General features: G+C 69.4%; 16 protein-coding genes. 9 read left to right on the top strand and 7 right to left on the bottom strand.

Translation table 11 applies throughout. The features are described from left to right. Window positions 1-2: 2 nt before the first annotated feature. Entirely contained in the window at window positions 3-614 is a 612-nt protein-coding gene (locus ACZ592_RS03130; protein WP_471579743.1) for a TetR/AcrR family transcriptional regulator, read from the top strand. Window positions 615-624: 10 nt separating this feature from the next. Then, window positions 625-1,980, top strand: coding sequence for an aldehyde dehydrogenase family protein (locus tag ACZ592_RS03125; RefSeq protein ID WP_471579742.1), 1,356 nt, complete (start codon window positions 625-627; stop codon window positions 1,978-1,980). On the opposite strand, the gene ACZ592_RS03120 is transcribed toward ACZ592_RS03125, so the two are convergent. The 5 genes from ACZ592_RS03120 to katG all read right to left on the bottom strand — a co-directional run bounded on the left by ACZ592_RS03120 (window position 1,977) and on the right by katG (window position 12,045). Further along, window positions 1,977-3,242 (bottom strand): serine hydrolase domain-containing protein, encoded by a 1,266-nt coding sequence (locus ACZ592_RS03120; RefSeq protein ID WP_471579741.1) that lies wholly within the window; start codon window positions 3,240-3,242, stop codon window positions 1,977-1,979. The two genes, ACZ592_RS03125 and ACZ592_RS03120, sit on opposite strands and share 4 nt — an antisense overlap. A gap of 59 nt (window positions 3,243-3,301) precedes the next feature. Further along, window positions 3,302-3,979, bottom strand: a complete 678-nt coding sequence (locus ACZ592_RS03115) for a M15 family metallopeptidase (protein ID WP_471579740.1) — start codon at window positions 3,977-3,979, stop codon at window positions 3,302-3,304. 299 nt (window positions 3,980-4,278) lie between these two features. Beyond that, window positions 4,279-7,407 (bottom strand): AfsR/SARP family transcriptional regulator, encoded by a 3,129-nt coding sequence (locus ACZ592_RS03110; RefSeq protein WP_471579739.1) that lies wholly within the window; start codon window positions 7,405-7,407, stop codon window positions 4,279-4,281. 499 nt (window positions 7,408-7,906) lie between these two features. Then, window positions 7,907-9,271 carry an FAD-dependent oxidoreductase gene (locus ACZ592_RS03105; protein ID WP_471579738.1) on the bottom strand — a complete coding sequence of 455 codons (1,365 nt, stop codon included), beginning with the start codon at window positions 9,269-9,271 and terminating at the stop codon, window positions 7,907-7,909. 557 nt (window positions 9,272-9,828) lie between these two features. Further along, window positions 9,829-12,045 carry a catalase/peroxidase HPI gene (katG, locus tag ACZ592_RS03100; protein ID WP_471579737.1) on the bottom strand — a complete coding sequence of 739 codons (2,217 nt, stop codon included), beginning with the start codon at window positions 12,043-12,045 and terminating at the stop codon, window positions 9,829-9,831. Window positions 12,046-12,330: 285 nt separating this feature from the next. On the opposite strand from katG, the gene ACZ592_RS03095 reads away from it, so the two are divergent. The 3 genes from ACZ592_RS03095 (at window position 12,331) to ACZ592_RS03085 (ending at window position 13,649) form a co-directional block, all read left to right on the top strand. Further along, window positions 12,331-12,747 carry a Fur family transcriptional regulator gene (locus ACZ592_RS03095; protein ID WP_471579736.1) on the top strand — a complete coding sequence of 139 codons (417 nt, stop codon included), beginning with the start codon at window positions 12,331-12,333 and terminating at the stop codon, window positions 12,745-12,747. Window positions 12,748-13,094: 347 nt separating this feature from the next. Then, complete coding sequence (locus tag ACZ592_RS03090) at window positions 13,095-13,388, top strand: hypothetical protein (RefSeq protein WP_471579735.1); 294 nt, start codon at window positions 13,095-13,097, stop codon at window positions 13,386-13,388. Between the two features lie 21 nt (window positions 13,389-13,409). Beyond that, on the top strand, window positions 13,410-13,649 hold the full coding sequence (locus ACZ592_RS03085; RefSeq protein WP_471580002.1) for a cytochrome P450: 240 nt from the start codon (window positions 13,410-13,412) through the stop codon (window positions 13,647-13,649). 312 nt (window positions 13,650-13,961) lie between these two features. On the opposite strand, the gene ACZ592_RS03080 is transcribed toward ACZ592_RS03085, so the two are convergent. Then, window positions 13,962-15,086 carry a hypothetical protein gene (locus tag ACZ592_RS03080; RefSeq protein WP_471579734.1) on the bottom strand — a complete coding sequence of 375 codons (1,125 nt, stop codon included), beginning with the start codon at window positions 15,084-15,086 and terminating at the stop codon, window positions 13,962-13,964. Window positions 15,087-15,169: 83 nt separating this feature from the next. Beyond that, window positions 15,170-16,153, bottom strand: a complete 984-nt coding sequence (gene pseB, locus ACZ592_RS03075) for a UDP-N-acetylglucosamine 4,6-dehydratase (inverting) (RefSeq protein WP_471579733.1) — start codon at window positions 16,151-16,153, stop codon at window positions 15,170-15,172. Window positions 16,154-16,787: 634 nt separating this feature from the next. Between pseB and ACZ592_RS03070 the strand changes: the two genes are divergently transcribed. The 4 genes from ACZ592_RS03070 (at window position 16,788) to ACZ592_RS03055 (ending at window position 23,625) form a co-directional block, all read left to right on the top strand. After that, complete coding sequence (locus ACZ592_RS03070; protein WP_471579732.1) at window positions 16,788-17,999, top strand: glycosyltransferase family 2 protein; 1,212 nt, start codon at window positions 16,788-16,790, stop codon at window positions 17,997-17,999. 893 nt (window positions 18,000-18,892) lie between these two features. Continuing rightward, window positions 18,893-19,495 (top strand): sigma-70 family RNA polymerase sigma factor, encoded by a 603-nt coding sequence (locus tag ACZ592_RS03065; protein WP_471579731.1) that lies wholly within the window; start codon window positions 18,893-18,895, stop codon window positions 19,493-19,495. A 1,099-nt stretch (window positions 19,496-20,594) separates the two neighbouring features. Continuing rightward, window positions 20,595-21,410, top strand: a complete 816-nt coding sequence (locus tag ACZ592_RS03060; RefSeq protein ID WP_471579730.1) for a streptomycin biosynthesis protein — start codon at window positions 20,595-20,597, stop codon at window positions 21,408-21,410. 340 nt (window positions 21,411-21,750) lie between these two features. Continuing rightward, window positions 21,751-23,625 (top strand): carbamoyltransferase C-terminal domain-containing protein, encoded by a 1,875-nt coding sequence (locus ACZ592_RS03055; protein WP_471579729.1) that lies wholly within the window; start codon window positions 21,751-21,753, stop codon window positions 23,623-23,625. Window positions 23,626-23,739: the final 114 nt, after the last annotated feature.

Here is a 23,739-nt window from a genome sequence, read left to right as displayed (position 1 = left end):
CCATGGCCACCGACCGGCTCGACGAGGTCCTCGACGCCGCCTACGACTGCCTGACGCGGTACGGCGTGCGACGCACCACGATGGACGACATCGCCTCCACGATGGGCGTGTCCCGGTCCGCGGTCTACCAGTACGTACGCGGCAAGGACGACGCCTTCCGCAGGCTCGCCGGACGCCTCCACGAGCAGGCGCTCGGACGGGCCCGCGCGGCGGCCGCCACCGACACTCCGTACGAGGAGCGGCTGCACGGCGTCCTGGCCGCCAAGCTCGACCTGGTGCTCCAGCTGGCCGGCGACTCCCCGCACGCCGCCGAGCTGCTCGACGCGAAGACCCGTGTCTTCCGCGACATCTGCGCGTCGTTCACCTCGGATCTGCGCGGGCTGCTCGTCGGCCTGTTCACCGAGGCGGGTACGGCCCCGGGCGTCACCCCCGCACAGGCCGCCGACATCTGCGTCGCGCAGGTCGTGGGCCTGGAGACGGCGCCCGCCCCCCGCGACCTGCTGCCCACGGCGACCCGCGCGCTCGCGTCCGGACTGCTCCGCGCCGACGCCCCTTCCCACCTCCCCACCACCCCGCACCCCCAGAGCCACGGCTCTGCGCACAGCACCCCCTGAGGAACCCCCCATGACCGACGTCATCTCCACCGAAGAAACCGCCGCGGCCGCAACACCCGCGGCCGTGGTCGCACGCCTGCGCGCCGCCTACGCCACCGGCCGCACCCGGCCCCTCGCCTGGCGCCAGGAGCAGCTGACCCGGCTGCGCGCGCTGCTCACCGAGAACCGCGACGCCATCGCCGACGCGCTCCACAGCGATCTGCGCAAACCGCGCCCCGAGGCGAACGCCGCCGAGATCGACCTGCCCGTGCTCGAGATCGACCACACGCTGGAGCATCTGGCCCAGTGGCTGGAGCCGCAGCGGCTCGACCCCGCCGCACTCGCCGGTCTGCCGGAGGGCTCCACGGCCGGTACGCAGTACGAGCCGCTGGGCACCGTGCTGGTCATCGCGCCCTGGAACTATCCGGTGCAGCTCTCCCTCGTACCGGTGGCGGGCGCGCTCGCCGCGGGCAACACCGTGCTCCTCAAGCCGAGCGAACTCGCCCCGGCCACCTCCGAGCTGCTGGCCCGCCTCGTCCCGCGCCACCTGGACCCGGAGGCGGTCGCCGTCGTCGAGGGCGGTGTGCCGGAGACCACCGCGCTCCTCGCCGAGCGATTCGACCACATCTTCTACACGGGCAACGGCACGGTCGGCCGCATCGTGATGCGCGCCGCCGCCGAGCACCTCACTCCCGTCACCCTCGAACTGGGCGGCAAGTCCCCGGCGTTCGTGGACCGTGACACGGACGTCGCGGCGGTGGCGGCGCGCCTGGCCGACGCCAAGTTCCGCAACGCCGGGCAGACCTGCGTGGCCCCCGACTACGTCCTGACCGACCCGGCCACCGCCCGCGCCCTCGAAGTCGCCCTCGCCGAGGCCGTGGAGCGCCTCTTCGGCGACGATCCGCAGTCCTCCCCCGCGTACGGCCGCATGGTGAACCAGCGGCACTTCGACCGGGTCAGCGGCCTTCTCGGTTCCGGTACGACGGCGTTCGGCGGGCGCACCGACCGGGACGACGTCTACATCGCGCCGACCGTCCTGACCGGTGTGACGGGCGACGACCCCGTCATGCGTGAGGAGATCTTCGGCCCGGTGCTGCCCATCGTCGAGGTGGCGGACCTGGACGAGGCCATCGCCTTCATCAACGACCGGGACAAGCCGCTCGCCCTGTACGGCTTCACGGAGAACGAGACGACCCGGCGCCGCCTCGCCGCCGAGACCTCGTCCGGCGGGCTCGGCTTCGGGCTGCCGATGGCTCATCTGCGCGTCCCCGACCTGCCGTTCGGCGGTGTCGGCGAGAGCGGCCTCGGCAACTACCACGGCCCGCACTCCATCGCCACGTTCAGCCACCGCCGCGCCCGCCTGGACGTGCCGCTCGGCCGGTCCTAGGTCCTCTGCGGAGGGCAGAGCGCGGCGGTGACGACCGCGCGGAAGTCCCGCTCGCCCTCGGCGGTGCCCGGCACCTGGTTGAGGGCGAGCGAGACGCCCCGGCCGCCGGGGCCGACCGCGCCCAGCGCCCGGTGGCCGCCGGGCACCGTCCCGCTGTGACCCCACCACACCCCGCCGCACTCCAGCGGGGTGGAGATCAGGCCGAGGCCGTAGCGGGCGCCGGGCCAGAGCCGGTCCGGGTCGGCGGGCACGGTCCGCTGCATCTCGGCGAGCCACCGCGCGGGCAGCAGCCTGCCGCCGAACAGCGCGCGGAAGAAGCGGTCGACGTCGGCGGGGCTGGAGACCAGGGCGCCGCCCGCGCCACCGAAGGTCTCGTTCCACTCGGTGCCGTCGAAGAGCTCCTGCGGCGCACCGGGCGTGGCGGAATCCAGGTAGTAACTGCGGGAGTGCGGGCCCCGGATGCGCGTCTCGTCACCCGGCCAGTAGGTGTCGCGCAGTCCGAGCGGCGCGATGATCCGCCGCCTCACTTCGTCCTCGACGCCGTGTCCGGTGACCTTCTCGACGATGAGTCCCGCCACGACGTAGTTGGTCGTCGAGTAGGTCCACTTCTTCTCCGGGTGGGGCATCCGCAGCGCCTTGGCGACGAGCTCGCGCGGCTCGAAGTGGCGGTAGCGCCACTCGTCCACGGGCTCGGCGGCGACCGACTGGACATGGTCGGGCAGCCCGCTGGTGTGCTGGAGAAGCTGCCGCACGGTGATCGTGCGGCCGTCGTAGCCGTGCCCCCGGATCAGTCCCGGCAGATAGCGCTCGACGGGTGCGTCGAGCCCGATCCTGCCCTCGGCGGCGAGCCGCAGGACGACCGTGGCGGTGAAGGTCTTGCTGACGCTGCCGATCCGCAGCCGGTCCCGGGCGTTCATCGGGCGGCCGGTGTCCAGGTCGGCCACGCCCCGGGCGGAACGCCACGTACCGCACCGGCCGTCGGTGACGGCGGCGGCCGCGCCCGGCACACCGTGGCGGCGGGTCAGTGTGGCGAGCGCGTCGCCGACCGCACCGCGCGCCGCGTCGCATCCGGACGACGCGACGGAGTGGTCCGCGCGGACGGCCGCGGGCGCCGCGCCGGCCGCGGGGACGGTGAGCGCGAGGGTGGCCGCGGCGACGGCGAGCACGGCGAAGGAGCGGCCAAGTCGACGTGTTTCCGGGCGTGTTGATAGCTTGCTCCCGCTCTGGCGGCGGGATGTCATGCGGTGCCGTCGGTGAGTCATGCGGCTAGACGCTAGCGCCAAATCCGTCCATGATCACCGCTGTTGCACCGCCGCACATTTCACGATTGAGGGCCCCTCTCCTGGGCAGGGAAGGTCACCGCTCCGTAGTGGGCCGTCGTGGCGCCGGCCGTGAGGGCCCAGTAGCGGTCGCCGTAGGACCAGTGCCACCACTCGGTCGGACAGTTCACGAGTCCGGCCGTGGCCAGGGCCGCGGCGAGCGTACGACGGTTGCGCCGGGCCTCTGCGGAGATCTCGCCGGAGTCCGTGCAGCAGGCTCCGTCGCACTCCTCGGGGCCCGCGTTGACCGGTGTGCCCAGGTCGAGTTCGGTGCCGGTCGTGGTGCACAGGGTGATGTCGACGGCGGCGCCCGCCACGTGCGGGGCCACCTCGGGCGGCGCCGGGGAGCGGCTCGTCCGGCGGCGCGGGTGGTCGCCCGGCCGCCCCGGGTTGGCCCGTCCGGGTCCGGCGGCGCAGGCCTCGAAGTACTCGGTCCGCGGGCCGGCAGGGCGGTAGCCCTCGGTGACCAGCAGGCGGAGCCCGTCGGGGAGCAGCCTGGCGGCGCGGGCGAGCCGCCAGGCCACGCCCTCGCGCAACTGGGCGTAGGCGCCGTCCGGGTCGGCGAGGCGGTCGTCGACGTCGACGAAGGGCAGGTGGCGCAGGTCGACGAGGGCTTCGCCGCAGTCGCGGACGGGGATCGCGGCGACTCGGGGATCGTTCATGAGAATGATCGGCGGCATCCGCGGCCCCTCCGTGACGGACGTCTGCACGGCACACGCAGCTCCGGGGGCGGGCTCTGCCGCCCGCCCCCGGAGTCCCCCGGTCTCACAGTGTCTCCACGCGGCGTACGGCCCATACGGCCGACTGTCCCGGTCGTATGGGCCATAGGCGCAACAGTGGATTCTCCCCCGTCCGATCCCCCGTCGCCGTCGGCCTCACTGCGCTGCCGACACGTAGAGCGTGCCGGACGGCGCTGCAATTTCTCTGCAAAACCGCGCCAAACGGTCCCGCGGCCGAGTACGCCCCCGAACGGACCTGTTCAGCTGCCCGGCTCGTGCCGCTCGCGCGCCTCGTACGCGGTGAAGACGCGCCGCGCCTCGGTGCGCAGGGCGAGCGCCTGGTCCGGATCGCCCGCGGCATCCCGCGCCGTCGCGAGGTCGCGCAGGGTGCGCGCGCGGGCCAGCGGCAGGTCCAGGGCCTGCCAGAGGTCGGCCGCCGCCGTGAGCCGGCGCTCGGCGGCGTCGACGCGGCCCTCGGCGAGCTCGCATTCGCCCAGGGTGCGCAGGGCGAGCGCCTCCCCGAAGCGGTCGCGATGCGCGCGGCAGGTGTCGAGTACGCCCCGCAGCTCGGCGGCGGCCTCCCGCGAGCGCCCCATCCGCATGCGGCACTTGGCCCGGGCCTGCACGGCGTACGCCGTCATGAGCCGGTCACCGAGGGCGGCGAGTTGGGTGACCGCCAGGTCGGCGAGCCGCTCGGCCTCTGCGTAGGCGCCGAGCGCGCGGTGCACGAGGCTCAGCGAGCGCAGCGTGAGCGCTTCGCCGCGGCGGCCGCCGAGTCTGCGGTAGGCCTGCAGCGACTCGTCCAGAAGGGTGAACGCCGCTTCGTGCGCGCCCAGTTCGAGATGCACGGTGCCCGCGAAGCGGCAGGAGAGGCCGAGTCCCGGGTCGTCGCGGAGCGCGCGGAAACCGTCGACGGCCCTGCCGAGGACGTCCAGCGCGGCCCGCAGCCTCCCGGCCTCGCGCAGGGCGCTGCCAAGACCGGCGAGGGCGGCGGCCCGGCCTCGCTCGTCACCGAGATCCGCGCAGAGTCCCGCCGCCTGCCGGAAGTAGAGCTGGGAATCGGCGAACCGGTCCTGTTCATAGCGGAGTTGCCCGAGCCCGATGAGCAGCAGGGCCTCGCCGGAGCGGTCCTCGGCGCGCCGGGCGGCGGCCAGGGCGGCGTCGTGGCTGCGCCACCAGGCCTCGAAGCGGTTGCCGACGGCGTACGCGGACGAGCACAGGGCGGCCGCGGCCTCACAGGCCAGGGTGTGCAGGTCATAGGCGGCGGCGCGCTCCACCGCGGCGGCGAACGCGTCGGCCTCGGCCTCGAACCAGGCTGCTGGGTCGGCCAGCGCCCGGCGCGTCGCGGCGGGTCCGACGGGCCGCACCAGGTGATGCCGGGCGCGCGGCGCCGCGTCGACGGGGCCGGCCGAGTCCAGGAAACCGCGGTGCAGTTCGACCGCGCCGGACGGCGTGGCGGACGCGACGCGGCCGGTGAGCCAGAGACCGGCGCCGAGCGCCCGGCCGACGGCGGCGGAGCGTTCGGCGGGACCGTCCTCGGCGTCGGCGCGCTCGGCCGCGTAGACCCGGACGAGGTCGTGCGGCCGGTAGCGGGGCTGTCCGGCGCGGTCCACGAAGGTGCAGTGCAGCAGTTGGGCGTCGATGAGCTGTTCCACGACGCGTTCCGCCGCGGCCTCGGGCACGTCGAGCAGTGCGGCGACCACCCAGGACGCGACGTCGGGCGCGGCCAGCAGTCCGAGGCGGCGCAGGGCGGTGCGGGCGGGGGCGTCCAGGGCGCGGTAGCTCAGGCCGAGGCCCGCCCGGACCTCCAGGTCGCCGACGGAGAGCTCGTCGAGCCGGTGGCGCTCGTCGGCGAGCCGGTCGGCGAGGGTGCGCGCCGACCAGTGGCTGCGGGTGGCGAGCCGGGCGCCGGCGATGCGCAGGGCCAGCGGGAGGCCCCCGCAGAGCTCCACGATGCGGCGGGCGGCCTCGGGGTCCTCGCGCACCCGCCGCTCCCCGGCGACCCGGGCGAGCAGGTCGGTGCCCGGCTCCGCGTCGAACACGTCGAGGTCGGTGCGGTGCGTGCAGGGCAGCGCGCCGAGGCGGGCACGGGCGGTGATCAGCACCCCGCAGGTGGCGCTGCCCGGCAGGAGCGGACGTACCTGGGCCTCGCTGCCCGCGTCGTCGAGGACGAGCAGGACGCGGCGCCCCGCGACGAGGCTGCGGAAGAGGTCCCTGCGCTCGGCGTCCCCCTCCGGCGGGTCGGCGCCCAGCGCGCGCAGCAGGCGGCCGAGCACCTCACAGGGCGCCACGGGGTCGGTGGCGCCCCGCAGTTCGGCGTAGAGCTGGCCGTCGGGGTAGGCCTCGGCGACCCGGTGCGCGGCGGTGACGCCGAGGACGGACTTGCCGATGCCGCCGGGTCCCGAGATGACGACGACGGGCACGGCCTGGCGCGGCCCCGGCCCCGTGAGCGCGGCTCGCACGTCGTCCAGCTGCGCCGCGCGCCCGGTGAAGTCACCGATGGCGGGCGGCAGGAGGGCGGGCGGGGGCCGGGGCGCCGACGGTGCCATGTCGTGGTCCCGGGCGGCCGGGTCCTCGAAGGCGCCACCGCCGACGCCGCCGCTCCCGACGTCCGTGCCGGCCGGGCCCTCCTCCGGCGCGGGCAGCAGCGCCGGGTCCGCCCGCAGGATCGCCTCCTGCATCGACCGGAGCCAGGGGCCCGGATCGAGCCCGAGCTCCTCCGCGAGGACGTCGCGCCCCTCCGCGTAGAGGGCGAGCGCGTCCGCCTGACGGCCCAACCGGTAGAGCGCGAGCATCAGTTGGCCGCGCAGGCGCTCACGCGTGGGGTGCGTGGCGACCAGCGCGGTGAGTTCGCCGACCAGTTCCCTCTCGTGGCCCGACCGTGCGAGGTCGGCGGCGATCCGCTCCTCCAGGGCCGCCTGCCGGGCCTCCTCCAGCTGATCGGCCACGGCCCGCAGCGTCTCGCCGATCCCGCCGAGAGCGGGCCCCCGCCACAGCGAGAGGGCCTCGCCGAGCAGCCTGGCCGCCGAGGCGTGGTCTCCATCGGCCGCCGCCCGCCGCGCCTGTGCCGTGAGCCGGTCGAACGCGGCGCGGTCGACGAGGTCGGCGTCCGCGTGGATCAGATAGCCGGGCGGCTGTGTCTCGATGACGTCGGCGGACAGCGCGCGGCGGAGCGCGGAGACGTACGACTGGATCAGGGATCTCGCCGTGTCGGGCGGACTCTCGCCCCAGATCACGTCGATCAACGCCTCGGCGGAGACCACCCGGCCCGGCTCCAGGAGAAGCGCCGCGAGCAGGGCCCGGGGCTTGGGACCGCCCAGGGTGAGGCGACGACCCGCGCGCCACGCCTCGACCGGGCCGAGTAAGCGGTAGTGCATGTCCCTGTTCACGCCCAGCTCCATGGGTCCTTGCCCCGCACCGCCCCCGTTCTCCGACCCCGGCCGCGGCCCGACCCCCCGAACCGCATGTCCCGAGCGACTCGTCATGTTACGTCGGAGCGCCCCCAACTCGCCTTCGTACACAAGGAATCAGGCCAGTTGTACTCTGTGAATCCGAGGCCACGGGCGGGGCCGACGGAGCGTTCCCCGGGCGGCTCGGACAGGGTGAACGCGTACCGGAGTCGCACCTCACGCTCTTCGGCAGGAGGCAGGAGGCAGGAGGCAGGAGGCAGGCGGCAGCCGGGCGCGGGCCGCTGAGGTGTCTCCTCCTGGATCAGGATGCCGTACGAGGCGCTGGGGCTCGGTGAGCTCGCGGGCGCCCTCCGGCAGCATCACGCTGCCGCGCGATCACGTTGCCGCGCGTGGACGACTTCTTCCACACTGGCCAGGTCGTCGGCCTCGGCGCCATCCGGCACCTCGGCTGACGACCTGACACGGTGGCACGGGGGTCTTACGCGCCGCTGGCCTTGAGCATGTCCTCACGCTCGACGATCTTCACGCGCTCGCGGCCGTGCGGCTCGCCGAGCGCCTTCTCCGCGGTGTCGAGCCGGTACCAGCCGTCCCACGTGGTGAAACGGACGTTGCGCTCGCCGAGGAAGGCGTCCACGGCGTCGGGCTCGGGCGAGGCGGGCGTGTGAAGACGGCCGTTCTCGCGGTCGTCGAGGAGGCTGGCGACGGTCTCGTTCGCGTCGCCCTTGGTGTGGCCGATGAGGCCGACCGGGCCGCGCCGGATCCACCCGGTGACGTACGTCGACCGGAGGTGCTCGCCGCTCTCCTCGATGACCCGGCCCGCCTGGTCGGGCACCGTGCCGGAGGCGACGTCCCAGGGCAGCTTGGGCAGCTCGTCGGAGAGATAGCCGACGGCGCGGTAGACGGCGCCGAGGTCCCAGTCCTTGAACTCTCCGGTGCCCTTGACGTTGCCGGTGCCGTCGAGGGCGGTGCGCTCGGTGCGCAGGCCGACGACCTTGCCGTCCTCGCCGAGGATCTCGACGGGCGACTCGAAGAAGTGCAGGAAGAGCTTGTGCGGGCGGTCGCCGACGTCACGGATCGCCCAGTTCTCCAGGGTCTTGGCGACCATGTCGGCCTGCTTGTTGCCGCGCCGCGTCGCGATCGACCCGTCGTCGTAGTCGATGTCCTCGGGGTCGACGATGACCTCGATGTTCGGGGAGTGGTCCAGCTCCCGCAGCTCCATCGGGCTGAACTTGGCCTGCGCGGGGCCGCGACGCCCGAAGACGTGGACCTCCAGCGCCTTGTTGGCCTTCAGTCCCTCGTGCACGTTCGCCGGGATCTCGGTGGGCAGCAGCTCCTCGGCGGTCTTGGCGAGGATGCGGGCCACGTCGAGCGCGACGTTGCCGACACCGAGGACCGCGACCTTCTCGGCCTCCAGCGGCCAGGTCCGCGGCACGTCGGGGTGCCCGTCGTACCAGGAGACGAAGTCGGCGGCGCCGTACGAGCCGTCGAGGTCGATGCCCGGTATGCCGAGCGCGCGGTCGGCCGTGGCGCCCGTGGAGAAGATCACCCCGTCGTAGAACGTGCGCAGGTCGTCCAGGCTGATGTCGCGCGGGTAGTCGACGTTGCCGAAGAGGCGGATCTGGGGCTTGTCGAGCACCTGGTGCAGGGCCGTGATGATGCCCTTGATGCGCGGGTGGTCGGGGGCGACGCCGTAGCGGATCAGACCGAAGGGCGCCGGCATCCGCTCGAAGAGGTCGATCGACACACCCGGCTCGACCGCCACTGCGGATTTGAGCAGCGCGTCGGCGGCGTAGATCCCGGCGGGGCCGGCTCCGACAATGGCTACCCGCAGAGGGCGAGGCATGTTCAGGTTCCCTTCGAGCGGTGAATGGAGTGACTCGAGGGAAAGCCTAAACTAAGGCAAGCCTAAGTAAGTAGGCGGGTCGGCTTTATGACCCCATAAGGCTGCCTTATGAGTTTAGCCGCCCGCCCGACGGCGCGATCACGCGCCCTTGGCGGCACCCGGCGGCACCTGGCGACACCCGGCGGCACCTGGCCAAGGTGACCGCACGAGGACTGGTGCACGAGGACGCCCGCCCCGCGAGCGCACCCGACAGATCGGGGCGCAGCCGCTGCGGTCGGCGCGATGAGGACTCATTCTGCAGGCAGACCGGGGGTTCCGTCCGCGCAAGGTGAGTGCTGAAGCTCACTGCAAGCTGAATGGCGACCGGGCGGGTGCGTGCGCCGCCGCACACCTCGACGACCGGCTCGGGCCGTGGCCGCAGGGCATGGTCTGGCCGGACGATCGACATCGGCCGAAAGACGCCTCCTCCCCACCGGGGACACCCGGGCGGGGAGAAGTGAGGGGGCTGTGCCGGCCACGGCCGGCACAGCCCCCTCACCTTCGAACCTTCAGATCCCTCAGACCAGGTCGAACCGGTCCAGGTCCATGACCTTGGACCACGCCGCGACGAAGTCCTTCACGAACTTCTCCTTCGCGTCGTCGCTCGCGTACACCTCGGCGACAGCACGCAGCTCGGAGTTCGAGCCGAAGACCAGGTCCGCGCGCGTACCGGTCCACTTGACCGCGCCGGACGCGTCACGGCCCTCGAACTCGTCCTGGGCCTCGGACGTCGACTTCCACGTCGTGTCCAGGTCCAACAGGTTGACGAAGAAGTCGTTCGTCAGCGTGCCGGGCCGGTCGGTGAGGACGCCGTGCTTCGACTGTGCGTGGTTGGCGCCGAGCACGCGCAGACCGCCGACGAGGACCGTCAGCTCGGGCGCGCTCAGGGTCAGCAGGTTGGCCTTGTCGAGCAGCAGGTACTCGGCCGGCAGGCGGTTGCTCTTGCCGACGTAGTTGCGGAAGCCGTCGGCGGTCGGCTCGAGCGCGGCGAACGACTCGACGTCCGTCTGGTCCTGCGCGGCGTCGACGCGGCCCGGCGAGAAGGCCACCTCGACCTGGACACCGCCGTCCTTGGCTGCCTGCTCGACGGCCGCCGTGCCCGCGAGCACGATCAGGTCGGCGAGGGAGACCTGCTTGCCGCCCCGGGAGTTGAACGACTCCTGGATGCCCTCGAGGGTGCGCAGCACCGCCGCGAGGTCGTCCGGGTTGTTGACCTCCCAGCCGCGCTGCGGCTCGAGGCGGATGCGCGCGCCGTTGGCGCCGCCGCGCTTGTCACTGCCGCGGAAGGACGAGGCCGCCGCCCACGCGACCGAGACGAGCTGCGCGACCGTGAGGTCCGAGCCGAGGACCTGCTCCTTGAGCGCGGCGATGTCGGCGGCGCCGATCAGCTCGCCCGCACGCGCCGGCAGCGGGTCCTGCCACAGCAGCTCCTCGGAGGGAACCTCCGGGCCGAGGTAGCGGACGACGGGACCCATGTCACGGTGCGTCAGCTTGTACCAGGCGCGGGCGAAGGCGTCCGCGAACTCCTCGGGGTTCTCGTAGAAGCGGCGCGAGATCGGCTCGTAGATCGGGTCGAAGCGCAGCGACAGGTCGGTGGTGAGCATCGTCGGGAGGTGCTTCTTCGACGAGTCGAACGCGTCCGGGATGGTCGCCTCGGCGTTCTTGGCCACCCACTGGTGGGCGCCCGCCGGGCTCTTGGAGAGCTCGTAGTCGTACTCGAAGAGGTTCTTGAAGAACAGGTTGCTCCACCGCGTCGGCGTCTCGGTCCAGGTGACCTCGAGGCCGGACGTGATGGCGTCCTTGCCGACTCCCGTGTTGTACGTGCTGTGCCAGCCGAGGCCGAGCTGCTCCATGGGGGCGGCCTCGGGGTCGTCGCCGACGTGGTCCGCGGGGCCTGCGCCGTGGGTCTTGCCGAAGGTGTGGCCACCGGCGATCAGCGCGACGGTCTCCTCGTCGTTCATCGCCATGCGGAGGAACGTCTCACGGATGTCGCGGGCGGCGGCGATCGGGTCCGGGTTGCCGTTGGGGCCCTCCGGGTTGACGTAGATGAGGCCCATCTGGACGGCGCCGAGGGGGTTCTCCAGCTCGCGGTCGCCCGTGTAGCGCTCGTCGCCGAGCCACTGGGTCTCGGGACCCCAGTAGACGTCCTCCTCGGGCTCCCACACGTCCTCGCGGCCGCCGGCGAAGCCGAAGGTCTCGAAGCCCATCGTCTCCAGGGCGACGTTGCCGGTGAGGACCATGAGGTCGGCCCACGAGATGTTCTTGCCGTACTTCTTCTTGACCGGCCACAGCAGTCGGCGGGCCTTGTCCAGGCTCGCGTTGTCCGGCCAGCTGTTGAGCGGGGCGAAGCGCTGCTGGCCGGCACCGGCGCCGCCTCGGCCGTCGCTGATGCGGTACGTGCCCGCGCTGTGCCAGGCCATGCGGATCATCAGCGGGCCGTAGTTGCCGAAGTCGGCGGGCCACCAGTCCTGCGAGGTGGTGAGGACCTCGGCGATGTCGCGCTTGACGGCCGGGAGGTCGAGGGAGTTGAACGCCTCGGCGTAGTCGAACTCCTCGCCGAACGGGTTGGCCACGGCGGGGTTCTTCGCCAGGATCTTCAGGTTCAGCCGTTCCGGCCACCACTGGCGGTTGCCGCCGCCCTGCGTCGGGTGCGGCGCGCGCCCGTGCGCGACCGGGCAGCCTTCTGCCTCCGCCGGCTCGGGGTCGGTGACGATCGCGTCGTGGTTCTCAGTCATGGGAATCCTTCCGGAGGGGGCGGATCACGGTGCTCAAGAGCTGAGGGTGGTGGAACAGTCGAGGTTCGGGCCCTCGTGCGGCGGAACCGGGATGCGGGGTCGGCCGGACCCCCCTCCAGACGTCACGTGGTGTTCGCTCCATGTCACGCGTCGTTTCCTGCTGTTGCCCTGACCCTTGGCTGTCAGCCGGAACCGATCCTACGATGGACCTAGTCCAAGTCAATACGACAGACAGGCGCGCAGGGAATCAATCGTCGCAACGACGCACAGTGAGGGCTGGTGGTCATGAGTGACCTGCTGCAACGACTTCGCGTACGCGGCTGGCGGTTGACCGCCCAGCGTCGCGTGGTGGCCGAGGTGCTCGACGGCGAACACGTCCACCTCACCGCCGACGAGGTGCTCGCGCAGGCCACCGTCCGGCTGCCGGAGATCTCCCGCGCCACCGTCTACAACACCCTCGGCGAACTCGTCTCGCTCGGCGAGGTGAGCGAGGTGACCACCGACGGCCGCGCCATGCGCTACGACCCCAACGGGCACCGCCCCCACCAGCACTTGGTGTGCTCGGGGTGCGGCACCATCCGTGACGTGCGCCCCGACGGCGACCCGCTGGCCGACCTGCCGCCCGGCGAGCGGTACGGCTTCTCCGTCTCGGCCGCCGTCATGACGTACCGCGGCCTGTGCCCCGACTGCGCGGACGTCTGAGACCCGGTACGCCCGGGCCTCACGACACCTCCTCCCGACACCTGAGGCCCACGGTCGGCCTCCCGCGCCCGACGCCTTCCGGCGTCGGGCGCGCTTCTCTTTGGCACGCGCGCTCTTCGCGGCGACCGGCGCCCACAGGTACGTCGAGCGCATGATCGACGACCGCCACCGGCAGGCTCTGCGGGCTCTGGACGCCCTGCCCTTGACCACCGCCGACGCCACCACCGCCCTGCGCCACCGCGCCCACACGACCCCCAGGAGGAACTCATGACCGCCGGCCTCACCACCCACGAGTCCCTCGACCGGCGTCGGTCGCCGGGGCCCGCGCGTTCATCACCAGCGACCACATGTCCCGCGATTCGCCGATCCAGCACGTGCTCTGCACCACCTCGCCCGAGCAGTACTTCCGTTTCCGGGTCACCGACGTCGGCGTAAACTTCTGGATGAAGATGTCCTACCCGATCTACCGGAAACCGGAGTTCACCGAACACGCCAAGACGGGCCTCGCCGCCCGGATGACCACGCGAGGTCTGGCCATCGTCAACGACTTCTACTCCTACGACCGTGGCAACTTCGTCTGCGTGACCGGTGATCGCCGCGGCCAGGCCGCAGTGAACGACGTCAACGTACCCCTCCAGTGAGGAGGCGGTCATGGCCTCCGCATCGCCCCCGGCGGGCTCCCCCCTGCTCGGGCACGCCCTGCCCTGTGGGCGCCGTCCGCTGGGCACCGGCTGCCGACCGGGACGGATGGATTGATCAGCCCCCACGTCATCCACCGGATCCCCGGTCTCTTCGCGGAGCCGGAGGCGTTCGAGCCGAACCAGTGGCTGCCTGAGCATGAGCAGGACGTGGCCTGCGGTGCGTACCTGCCGTTCGGCGGTGGCAGCCGCAAGTGCATCTGAGACGTCTCGGGGATGACGAAGGCCACCCTGGCGCTGGCAGCCCTGGCCTCCCGCTGGGCGCTGCGCCGGTCCCCGGGAGCGAGGTGTGCGCAGGTCAGCATGAGCCTGGCGAGAGCGCCGCTGCGCATGATTCCCGAACCGGCCGGATTCCGGCCGCCGGCCCGCCGACGAACCGCTGTTGCCCGCCAGCCGCTCGCGAGTGGTGCGCCGCAAACCCCGGGTCGCCCGGGTCGCTCCACCCCTGCCCCATACAGAGGACTGCCCCCTCGCCCCGGGATCCGCATGATCCCGGTGCTCGCCCCGTTGCGCCGACTACCGTACGGGCCTGTCCGCGGACAGGCCAGATCTTTCGATCCGCTCCGCCTCGCCTGCGTCCAGCAGATCGAGCAGGCGGCGCGCGATCGTCTCACCTGTGCTCCACCCGAAGGCGTCCAAAGCCCTGTTGTCCGACGTCACCGAGCAATTCCTTGCTCGCTCGATGGCCTGCCAGACTGCGAGGGGTCCCTCGTGTACCCGTGCCGTCTCGATCAGGCCGGCCGCTGTCAGGTGCCGAATCCTGCCGGGGAAGGTCTTCGGGAAACCGCTCGCCGATGCCTCGTCCAGCAGCGCGACTGTGGCCACCTGGTTCCAGGCCAGATCACAGACAGTCGAGCCCATTGCGTCGTTAAGCACCACGTCGGCCGCCCGGTAGTACGTCTCGGGCTCCGAGGTGACCCCGGCCCAGATGACTGTCCCGCCGCGGCTGTCCGCGCCGTCGAAGGCCGGGACCGGCTCAGAAGGCCGGTCAGCCAACACCAGGAGTCGGGCGCCGCGCTCTCCGTACTCGCGCCAGGCTCCGATGGCAGCTGCCGCCATGCGTCTGCTCTCCGGCCGGGTGTTCATCCCGCCCAGGTTCAGAACCGCCACCTGGTCCCCCTCGTCGAGACCCAATCTGGCGCGGGCGACGCTGCGTTCAGCGGTGAAGGACTGCACGATCGGACCGGGGAAGCTGAGCGGCGCGGTAGTGCTGTACTCCTGCCGCCGACTCTGCGGAAAGTCGAGCACCATGACCTCGTCGGCCGTGTCGAAGAACCCGTCCGCATCCGGCATCCCATATTCCGTCCAGAGCGCGCAGAGCAGCATCACACAGGGCCGCTTCCAAATCGTGCGGGCGTACGGCAGAGCCCACATGATTTCGTCCGAGACCACCAGATCGGGGCGGGGCACCCTGGCCAGCGCCTTCCAGACGGCTTTCGCCGCGGCCTCACCGAAGCCCTCGTCGGGCAGCGTGAAGGGGGTGCACGACACTCCATGCATCTCGTAGTAGTCCAGGGCGCTGCCGTTGGCCATGACGCGAATCGAGATGCCTGGCCGCCGACGCAATTCCTCAATCACCCTCAAATCGCGGGCGGCGTGGCCGAATCCGTGGCCCCGCGTCAGGAAAAGGATCTCTGGCATGCTTCTCCTTTATCAGCCGCTCCGTGACGGTCGGGGGGGCGAGTACCGGCACGACAGGGTTGCCAGATGCCTGTCCGGTTCACTCAGTGTTCAGTGTGATGCAGCATGGCCTTGAGTTGCTCGACCGACAGCCAGCTGTCGTTGGAGTCCGAGCGGTAGGCGAACTCCTGCGGAACCGGCCGCCACTCGGGCATCGGTTCCTGATCTGCGGCTCGGATGACGGGCATGACCACGTAGCGGTCGCCGGACTCGAAGGTCCGATGGCTGTCCTCGCCGACGATCATCTCCTCATGCAGCTTCTCGCCCGGTCGAGCGCCGATCTCATAGGTAGTCGCCCCCGGCGCGATCGCCTCGGCCAAATCCATGATTCGCAGACTTGGTATGCGCGGCACGAAGAGCTCGCCACCGGACATGAGTTCGAACGAGTCCACCAGGAAGGTGACGGCGTGCTCGATAGTCATCCAGAACCGGGTCATTCGCTTGTCGGTGATCGGCAAGCTCTCGCCGGCGGCGGCCAGCTGCCGGAAGAAGGGCACCACCGAGCCCCTGCTGCCCATGAAGTTCCCGAAGCGCACCACGGAGAACTTGGTCTCCCCGGCAAGCGTCGCGCCAGCCGAGGTGAAGAGTCTGTCGGCCACCATCTTGGTGGCGCCGTAGACGTTGATCGGGCTGTTGGCCTTGTCGGTGGAGAGGGCAACAACACTCTTTACCCGATTCCCCAGAGCGGCATCGATGACATTGCGCGAACCGTCGATATTGGTCTTCACATACTCGGTCGGAAAACGTTCCGCGGTGTCCACGTGCTTGAGGGCCGCCGCATGCACAACGTAGTCCATGCCGCCCATCGCCTGGGATAGCCGCTGCTGGTCACGAATGTCACCGAGCACAAAACGTACCCGCCCATCGCAGGCCAGCGCGTTGCGCATTTCGTACTGCTTGAGCTCGTCCCGCGAGTAAATGACGATACAGCCCGGGTCTTTGGTCGCCAGCACATGATGGACGAATGCCTTACCGAAAGACCCGGAACCACCGGTCACCAGGATAGAAGCGCCCTGAAGCGCACTCATCTCAGCACCTTTCTATCTCAGAGCAACGACAGACCGCATCCATGTCTACTTTCGTCGCACCGTAGCAGACCGGATATACAGGATGGCTAGCCCAACAGGTCGCTGGAGAACGCCTGTACAAGTGCGGACTTGCACAGTTGTACACCCGTATTCGCAGCTCAGGATGAGCCTCCCTGAGGCGCCGGGCGGCCGACGGTTGACAGATCCTCGGACGCCCCTTTATCTGAGCGCTACGTTCAGCCACGGACTTGCCCGTTGCATCCGCACGCTATTGACAAACAGAGAGCATTCGGGTCTCCGGATGGTTCGCTTCTTTCTGCGTGCCGAAACACCGGAAATGGAATGTCGGTGCCCATGGTGGAAGATGACCGTCCGGACAGGGCGCCGACCGAGGCGCGGTCCGGGGTGGACGCCGACTCGGCTGCGGCCGCTCGCGGTCGGCTCCCGGCGACTACCCGATGCGGTCCCGCACCGTGCGAGGTGCTGAAGCTGAGGACGGACGCCGAACCCGACGGCGTCTTCCAAGCGCTGTGACCGGACGAATACTCCCCGCTCACCGAACTACGTCTGTCCCGGTTCTCTGGCGCGACAGCTCGTCTGTGACTACCACCGCCCGTCCGGGCCTCCCAAGGAGTTGATCGTCCTGCGCAGCGCCTCACGCACAGCCCGTCTCCTCGCCGACTGCACCGCCATGGCCTTCGATCCACAGGCGCAGAGCACCTGCTGGCCTTGGTGGAATTGGACCCGGCCCGACCACGAACGGGTGGTGGGGCTGCTGCGCGGTGAGTCGCGACTCGCCGACCCGCTGGCGGAGGTGGCACGTGCGCCACAAGACACGGCTGCACACCGGCGGTTGAACCTGGCGCTGGCCGAGGTGCTGGCAGAGCAGTCCTGGCTGGCCAGGGAGCTGACGGCCGCACTGGACGTGATCGAGCGGTCCACCCGGCTCGGCCTGCACCTGGGCGAGGAGCTGGCTTCCCAACCGGCCGTGGACGCCATGACAGTGGGGCAGATTCTGAGCGGGGTGGACGGATCCAGGACCGGGCCGGGAACCGCGCCCACCCGGATCACCGTGGTCATCCCGTTCCGCGCCGACGACCCGCGGGACGGCCGGGCCCGGAATTTGGCTGCCTGCCTGGCTGGTCTCGCCGACCAGGAGCTGCCGCGCGACCGGTACCGGATCGTGGTGGTGGAGAGCGCCGCCGCGCCGCGCTGGAAGACCGTCCTCGAGCCGCACGCGGACCGCTACCTCTTCGCCTTCAATCCCGGCCCGTTCAACAAATCTTGGGCTGTGAACTGTGGGGTGGTGCACGGCGGCGGTCCGGACGAGTTGGTGTGCATCCTGGACGGCGATGTCCTGCCGGACACGAACTTCCTCTCTCGGGGCGAGGGCCGGTTCACGCAGGACCTCACTCTGCAAGTGCACTGGCCCTACCGGGACATCATCTTCGCCGACCCGGAAAGCAGTGACCGCGCGGTCGCCCTCAGATGCGCCATGGGGCGCCCCGCGGTCGACCACGCGACGCTCCGCGGGGTCTTCATGCGTCGACCGCCCGGCGGATGCATTTGGGTGCGACGCAGGCTCTTCGACCAGCTCTCCGGTCTGGACGAGCGATTCGAAGGCTGGGGCGGCGAGGACAACGACTTCGCCTGGCGAGCCGACTTCCTCGGCGGTGTCGAGCGCTTCGGCGACACTCTGCTCCACCTTCACCATGCTCGTGCTCACGCCGATCCGAGCACCTCGCCCCCCGCTCGCGATCCCGGCCACCACTGGTGCACTTGGCGGCCCGTCAAACCGATCGGGAACCTCGCGAAGTACCGGGCTGACGTGCGGAATCAGCAGTAGCCCGTCACCAGCGAAGCGGCACCAAGGCGGTCGTCGCGAAGACCACCCGTGCCCCGGGCGGACTGCCGGCGGCCATGGGTTCCGCCGCGGAAGACCGGTCCAGCCAGCGCGCCGCGAACCTATCGACTCGATCTTCTCCAGCGTGAAACTGCGGACTAGGCCCACCTACTTGAGCAGACGGCCCCGCCTGCGCACCAGCCGTGCGTTTGAAGCGGGTGGAATCCGCCCAAGCCCGCCGGCTGGCCGGCACCGCTCCCCATCGTGTCGCCCTCGGCCTCCACGGTCCCCGCCTCAAGAGCTGCCATCTCGTCGAGGTCCGAAGGGGCTGGCCCTTCCACTCTCCGAAAATGTCTTGACTACTACTCCTCGCACAATTCAGAGTCGGTTAGAGGCGGATGAGGTCCGAGTGGGGGGAGTGGCCGCTGCGATGCGCGATGCTTCTGAGCACTTCAACCTGACCGGCATCGTGACCACCACCGCCGTGACCGCGGTCGACGCACACGGCTTTGACCCGCCGCCACGTCGTCCCCTCACTCCCCGACCGAGCCCCGGCAGGCGGAGTGTCGAGCGTTCGCTGCCCAGTGCTGGCCGACGGGCCGGCCGTGCCACTCGCGCCCAGGAACGTGGGCCAAGTCGACACCGCAATGTTCGGAAGGCGGCCCGAGCCGGCCAAACGCGTGGCGGCCGACGTATCCGAACGCGCCCACCAGTTGGAGTTCGCACACTGTCGCAGGGCTCGACAAGTGCTCGTGAAGGCGAGGACCGCAGACTTCCGTTTGCCGTTTCACCATTGTGCCCCTCGACCACATCGGAGCACCCCGCGGCGCCGATGGCAGGTCGTTGTCGCAACGCTTGACCGTCAGCTGGATTTTCGAGAGAGGACCCGGACGCCGATGCAGCAGTCACGCGAGGATCTGCTCCCGCCGCAGATCACTTCCCTCCCTGACTGTAGGAGGGCCCTGGAGCGCACAACGGGAAGCGACGCTCCCGGGATAGATGCCAGGGCCCACGCCGAACGCGAGGTGAGCCTTCGGAAGCTGTTCGATCGACACTACGTGTCCATGCTGCGTCTCGCATCACTGCTCGGCGCCGATGACCCCGAGAACATCGTGGCCGAGGCATACTTTCAACTGTTTCGCAAATGGCGTGGACTACGGGACACGCATTCCGCTGAGTCCTACCTTCGATCCGTTGTCTGCAATCTCACCAGAATGCGCATACGGCACTTGCAAGTCGTTCGGAAGCATGTGGAGTCACCAGTGAGTCCGGTGGCATCCGCCGAGTACAACGCCATGCTCAACGAGGATCGGCGATCTGTCATATCTGCACTGAAGAGGCTTCCCCCCAGGCAACGTGAGGCGCTCGTCCTGCGCCATTGGTTGGGACAGAAGGAAGCAGAAATTGCCGCAGCGATGGGAATATCATGTGGGTCGGTGAAAACTCACACATCCCGTGGAATGACCGCACTGACCCAGGCCATGAAGGGGCGAAGATGAACGGCGCCCCCAAGGCTGGTTGAGAACAGGACGCGTTGACCGCAGGCCGGTGACTGGGCCCAACTCCTTTGCCGAGGTCCGAAGGCGGCTGTTTCGCCGTCCGCGCCCACCCGCCCTGGGGCCGCCGGTATCCAGTCCGTTCATGCCCGCCATTCACCGCCGCCGAGCCCCGGTCAACCGCGCCCCATCCTGCTGCCGGTCCCAGCGTTTCGCCCCGCTGGGGCCCTGCGCACACTCCTCCTGCTCGACCGGTCTCCGCCCACGCCTCCTGCGCAAACCCCTTGTCGACCTGCCACCGCAAGGATCACGACCCGTCACCCCCGCCCGGACGCCAGGTGTTCAACCTGAGGGCAGCGGGATGGAAGGTACAGACCATGTCAACCACATCGGAGGGCAGGGCAACTCTCTTGCATGGTGGGAGTTACTTCTTCGCGGGGACGGGGTGACGGAGTGGTTTTGTCCGGTCAAGCATCATCAGAGAGGGCCGATAAGCGGAGGTCATCCGTAGGCCATAAAAACTCCTTCTTCTTGACGATCGAGCACTCTTTACGTGATTTTCACCCTGCTTCCGATCGCGATTCCCGACGTCGCACAGGACGCGTAAATTCCAGACGCTCCAGGCCCGGTGGTCGACAAGCAAGCGCCGCCCGTGGAATCAAAGCGCGTCGCCGCATCCGCTTCTTCTCCCGCCAAATCGGCGAGAGCGCGACTGGCGTTGCCAGCAGCGGGGAGGGGCGGATTCTCAGTGGTCTGTAACAACAGTCAACAGCGGTACAGCGGGAGGGGATGCAGCGTGGAAGAGGGCACGACATCGGCAGGCGCGTTGGCTCAGGTAGCAGGTGCCCGCGAGCGCAATTCCTGGACTGTCGAGGAAAGGTTTGGTGCTGAGTTCCCGTTGAGCCAGGGGTCGGGGTTTGGACCGGAGCTTCCCAAAGAGCGGCCCGATCTGGATGCGTTGCCCATCCACAGCCTCAGACTCACCTACGTGACCGTGGGACATTCCGCGTCACCGCGCTCACAAGGCGTGGACCTGGAGCATGTCCGAGGACTTGCGGAGTCTGGGACACAGACGCCGCCGATTCTTGTGCACCGGCCGACCATGCAGGTGATTGACGGCAGGCACCGGCTGCGCGCAGCGGAACTGCGCGGTGACGAGTACATCCAGGCGCGCTTCTTTGAGGGCAGTGAAGCCGATGCCTTCGTGCTGGCCGTGCGGCTCAACGTGGAGCACGGCCTGCCACTGAAGCACGGCGACCGGATGACCGCGGCCCGGCGCATCGTGCGCAGCCATCCGCAATGGTCCGATCGGCGTATCGCACAGGCCAGCGGGCTGGCCGCGCGGACCATCGCGGCGCTCCGACGCTCCACGGACAATGTCCCCGCGCTGCCCACCCGGGTGGGCAGCGACGGCCGGGTCCGACCGATGAGCGCTGCGGAAGGGCGCTCAAAGGCAGCCGAGTTGATACGGAGTGGTCGGCAGCTCTCCTTGCGGGAGATAGCCAGGGAGGTGGGAATCTCTCTTGGAACGGCCCGGGACGTCAGGCAGCGGGTCCTGTCCGGCCGGGACGTGATCCCCCAGGGGCGGCGCGGGGTGTCCGTCCCCGTCGAGCCGGTCCAGGCCGGGACTCGCAAAGTCGTGCCCGCGCAACGCAAGCAGATGCTTGCCCGGCTGACCCGCGACCCGTCACTGCGACTCACGGAGAAGGGACGGACGCTGTTGCGGATGCTCGCCGTGCACCCTTCTGGGTCGGAGGAATGGCAGCAGATCGTCGACAGCATCCCCCAACACAGCGTTGACGCACTGCTCAGCCTGGCGCAGGGCTACGCAGAGGACTGGCAGATCTTCGCCCGGCAGATCGAGGAGCGCGGCCGGCAGTCGGCGGACACGCAACGCGCGCCGACCGACGAGAGCTGAGAGGCGCGTCCGGCTGGAGCGGAACCAGCCCAGTCGGCTTGGGGCCGGGGCAGCAGGCCTGGCTCCATGCTGCGCCGGCCCGTCGGCAGTCACGTCACCGGGATGGCCGGGGCCCGCTGCCAACCCTGGAAGCGCGGCGTGCGACGCACAACCGTGATCATGTGCAGCCTATTTCTACTTGCCGCTGGTACCGGTCCGCTGCCGGAAGTGGATGAGCAAATACGACAGCCCGACCAGGCTTCCCGAGGAGACAGATCCCATGACCCACTCCTATGCCCTGAGCGCGTATCTCAGCCCGCCTGGGCCCAGAGCCTTTACTTGCCTTCGCCACGATCAGAGCGTGGCCCTGTGGAAGCAGGCAGGGGAGGAGATCACACTCGTCCGGTACTGGGAACTCGAGCGGCTCTCCGGCCACAAGCATCACGGAACGCCGCTTTGGGGCACCACTTCTCAAGATGACGTGATCGACTACCTGTTGGGGCTGGAAGGCCTCAAACGGGACGACCTGTCCACGGTGTGGGGTACCCCGGAGCTCACGGGCGCACAGCAGCTTCCCGAAATCGACCGACGAGGATTGCCCTGGCACAGCCTGGCGCACCTTTTTTCCGGATTCAGTGTTGCAGCGAATGAATTCCAAAAAGAGACCATCCTTGCTCTCGCCATTGACGGAGGGCCTGACTTCACTCTCGAAGATGACGTAACCAGTGATCACTGGTACGCAGGAGCGGTAGTCAAGGACGGGCAGATCGACTTGCAGCCCGTAGAGTCTCCGGGCCCCTTGTGGCATGCCGCTGAAGCACACTTCGCGATGGAACCCGGCACGCTGATGGCGCTCGCCGAGGCCACCCCCGCAGAGCTGCAAGTTGACCTCGACACACTGCTCGAGCACGAGTACTTGGGCGGGTTCTCACTGTTCGCCAGATGTCGGAAGATCGTCGGAGAACTGACGGCGCAGGCCGAGCGAGAACTCGACATCACATCGGCGGATTTCAGTGGCTTCGATCACCGTGAAGTGGTGGCGAGCGCCGTCATGAAGGTGCTCCAGAAAGCCTCGCTGGAAATCGTGCATCGCAACATCGAAGGACTGTTGCGATGCACTGACACCGCCGCGGAGGATATCCGCCTCTCCATAACAGGAGGATACGCTCTAAACTGTCCCACAAATTCGGCAATGATGGACAGGTTTGGCTTCCACTCGCTGCTGATTCCGCCTTGTGCCAACGATTCCGGGCAGGCGCTCGGCATCGGATTTCTCGGATTCTTTGCGAACGGGCAGCTTGGAGATCGTCGGGTCGTGACGGGGCTTCCCTACGCAGGGGATTCAAATCTCCGGATGCCGGCCGCGAAATCACGCTGGCAGCACAGAATAATCGAAGAGACCGAGTTTGACGAGGAGGTATTTGTCGCAGACCTTCGGGCGCATCCCGTGGCATGGGTCGACGGCAGGGCAGAGGTGGGGCCGCGCGCTTTGGGACACCGCAGTCTTCTGGGCGACCCGACACAACTGCGCACCAAGAAGGTACTCAACGAGATCAAACAGCGACAATGGTGGCGGCCGGTAGCCCCCATTGTGCTGGAGGAACACGCAGTTGACTGGTTCGAGCGGGCTCGCCGTTCACCCTTCATGCTGGAGACGTTCCAACTCACTGCCGGCTCCCGGGAACGCGTACCGGCCATCGCGCACCTGGATGGCAGCGCACGGATTCAGACACTGACCAGTCAGGACGACGCCTTCCTGTACGAGGCTATATCTGCTTTTCACAGGTCAACCGGCGTGCCGATTGTCTGCAACACTTCGCTGAACGATCGCGGTGAGCCGATTGTCAACTACGCCGCCGAGGCCATCAACTTCTGTGTCCGCAAGGGCGTGTCAGTGGCCTACATCGGTAGACGCCGGTTCGTACTGAATGTTGCGCCACTTCTGCCGGACGAGTTTGAAGGGCCCGAACCCAGACCACTGCAGGAAACGTACTCGGCTCAACCCTCGCGTCCCGAAATGCTCTACGGCCCGCGTGCCGACAGGGAGCTTCTCTACCTTCTCTACCTGCGTCCGGATCTCCATCGCCATCACAGGGCAACAGGTGGTGAGGAGCGGCTCCGCCGCGAGCTGGAGTTTGCCCGCCACAATGATGCCCACTTCGCCCAGAAAGCAGAACATTTCATGGCGATCTGGAAACGCACGCTGGGCCACGCAGCCGTCCTGAAGGCCATATGAACGGTTGCGGGGGAAGGGAGGGGGGGGGAGAAGGGACACCCAGCTCGTCGAGGGAGGAAAGAGAAATAGCTGATTGTGTGAGGTTTCCCCCAACCCTGCCTTCGGAGACACCGG

This window comes from Streptomyces sp. NPDC040622 (assembly GCF_055593965.1).
The sequence above is the reverse complement of the archived record's forward strand: the minus strand, read 5'-3'. Positions and strand labels throughout refer to the sequence as shown.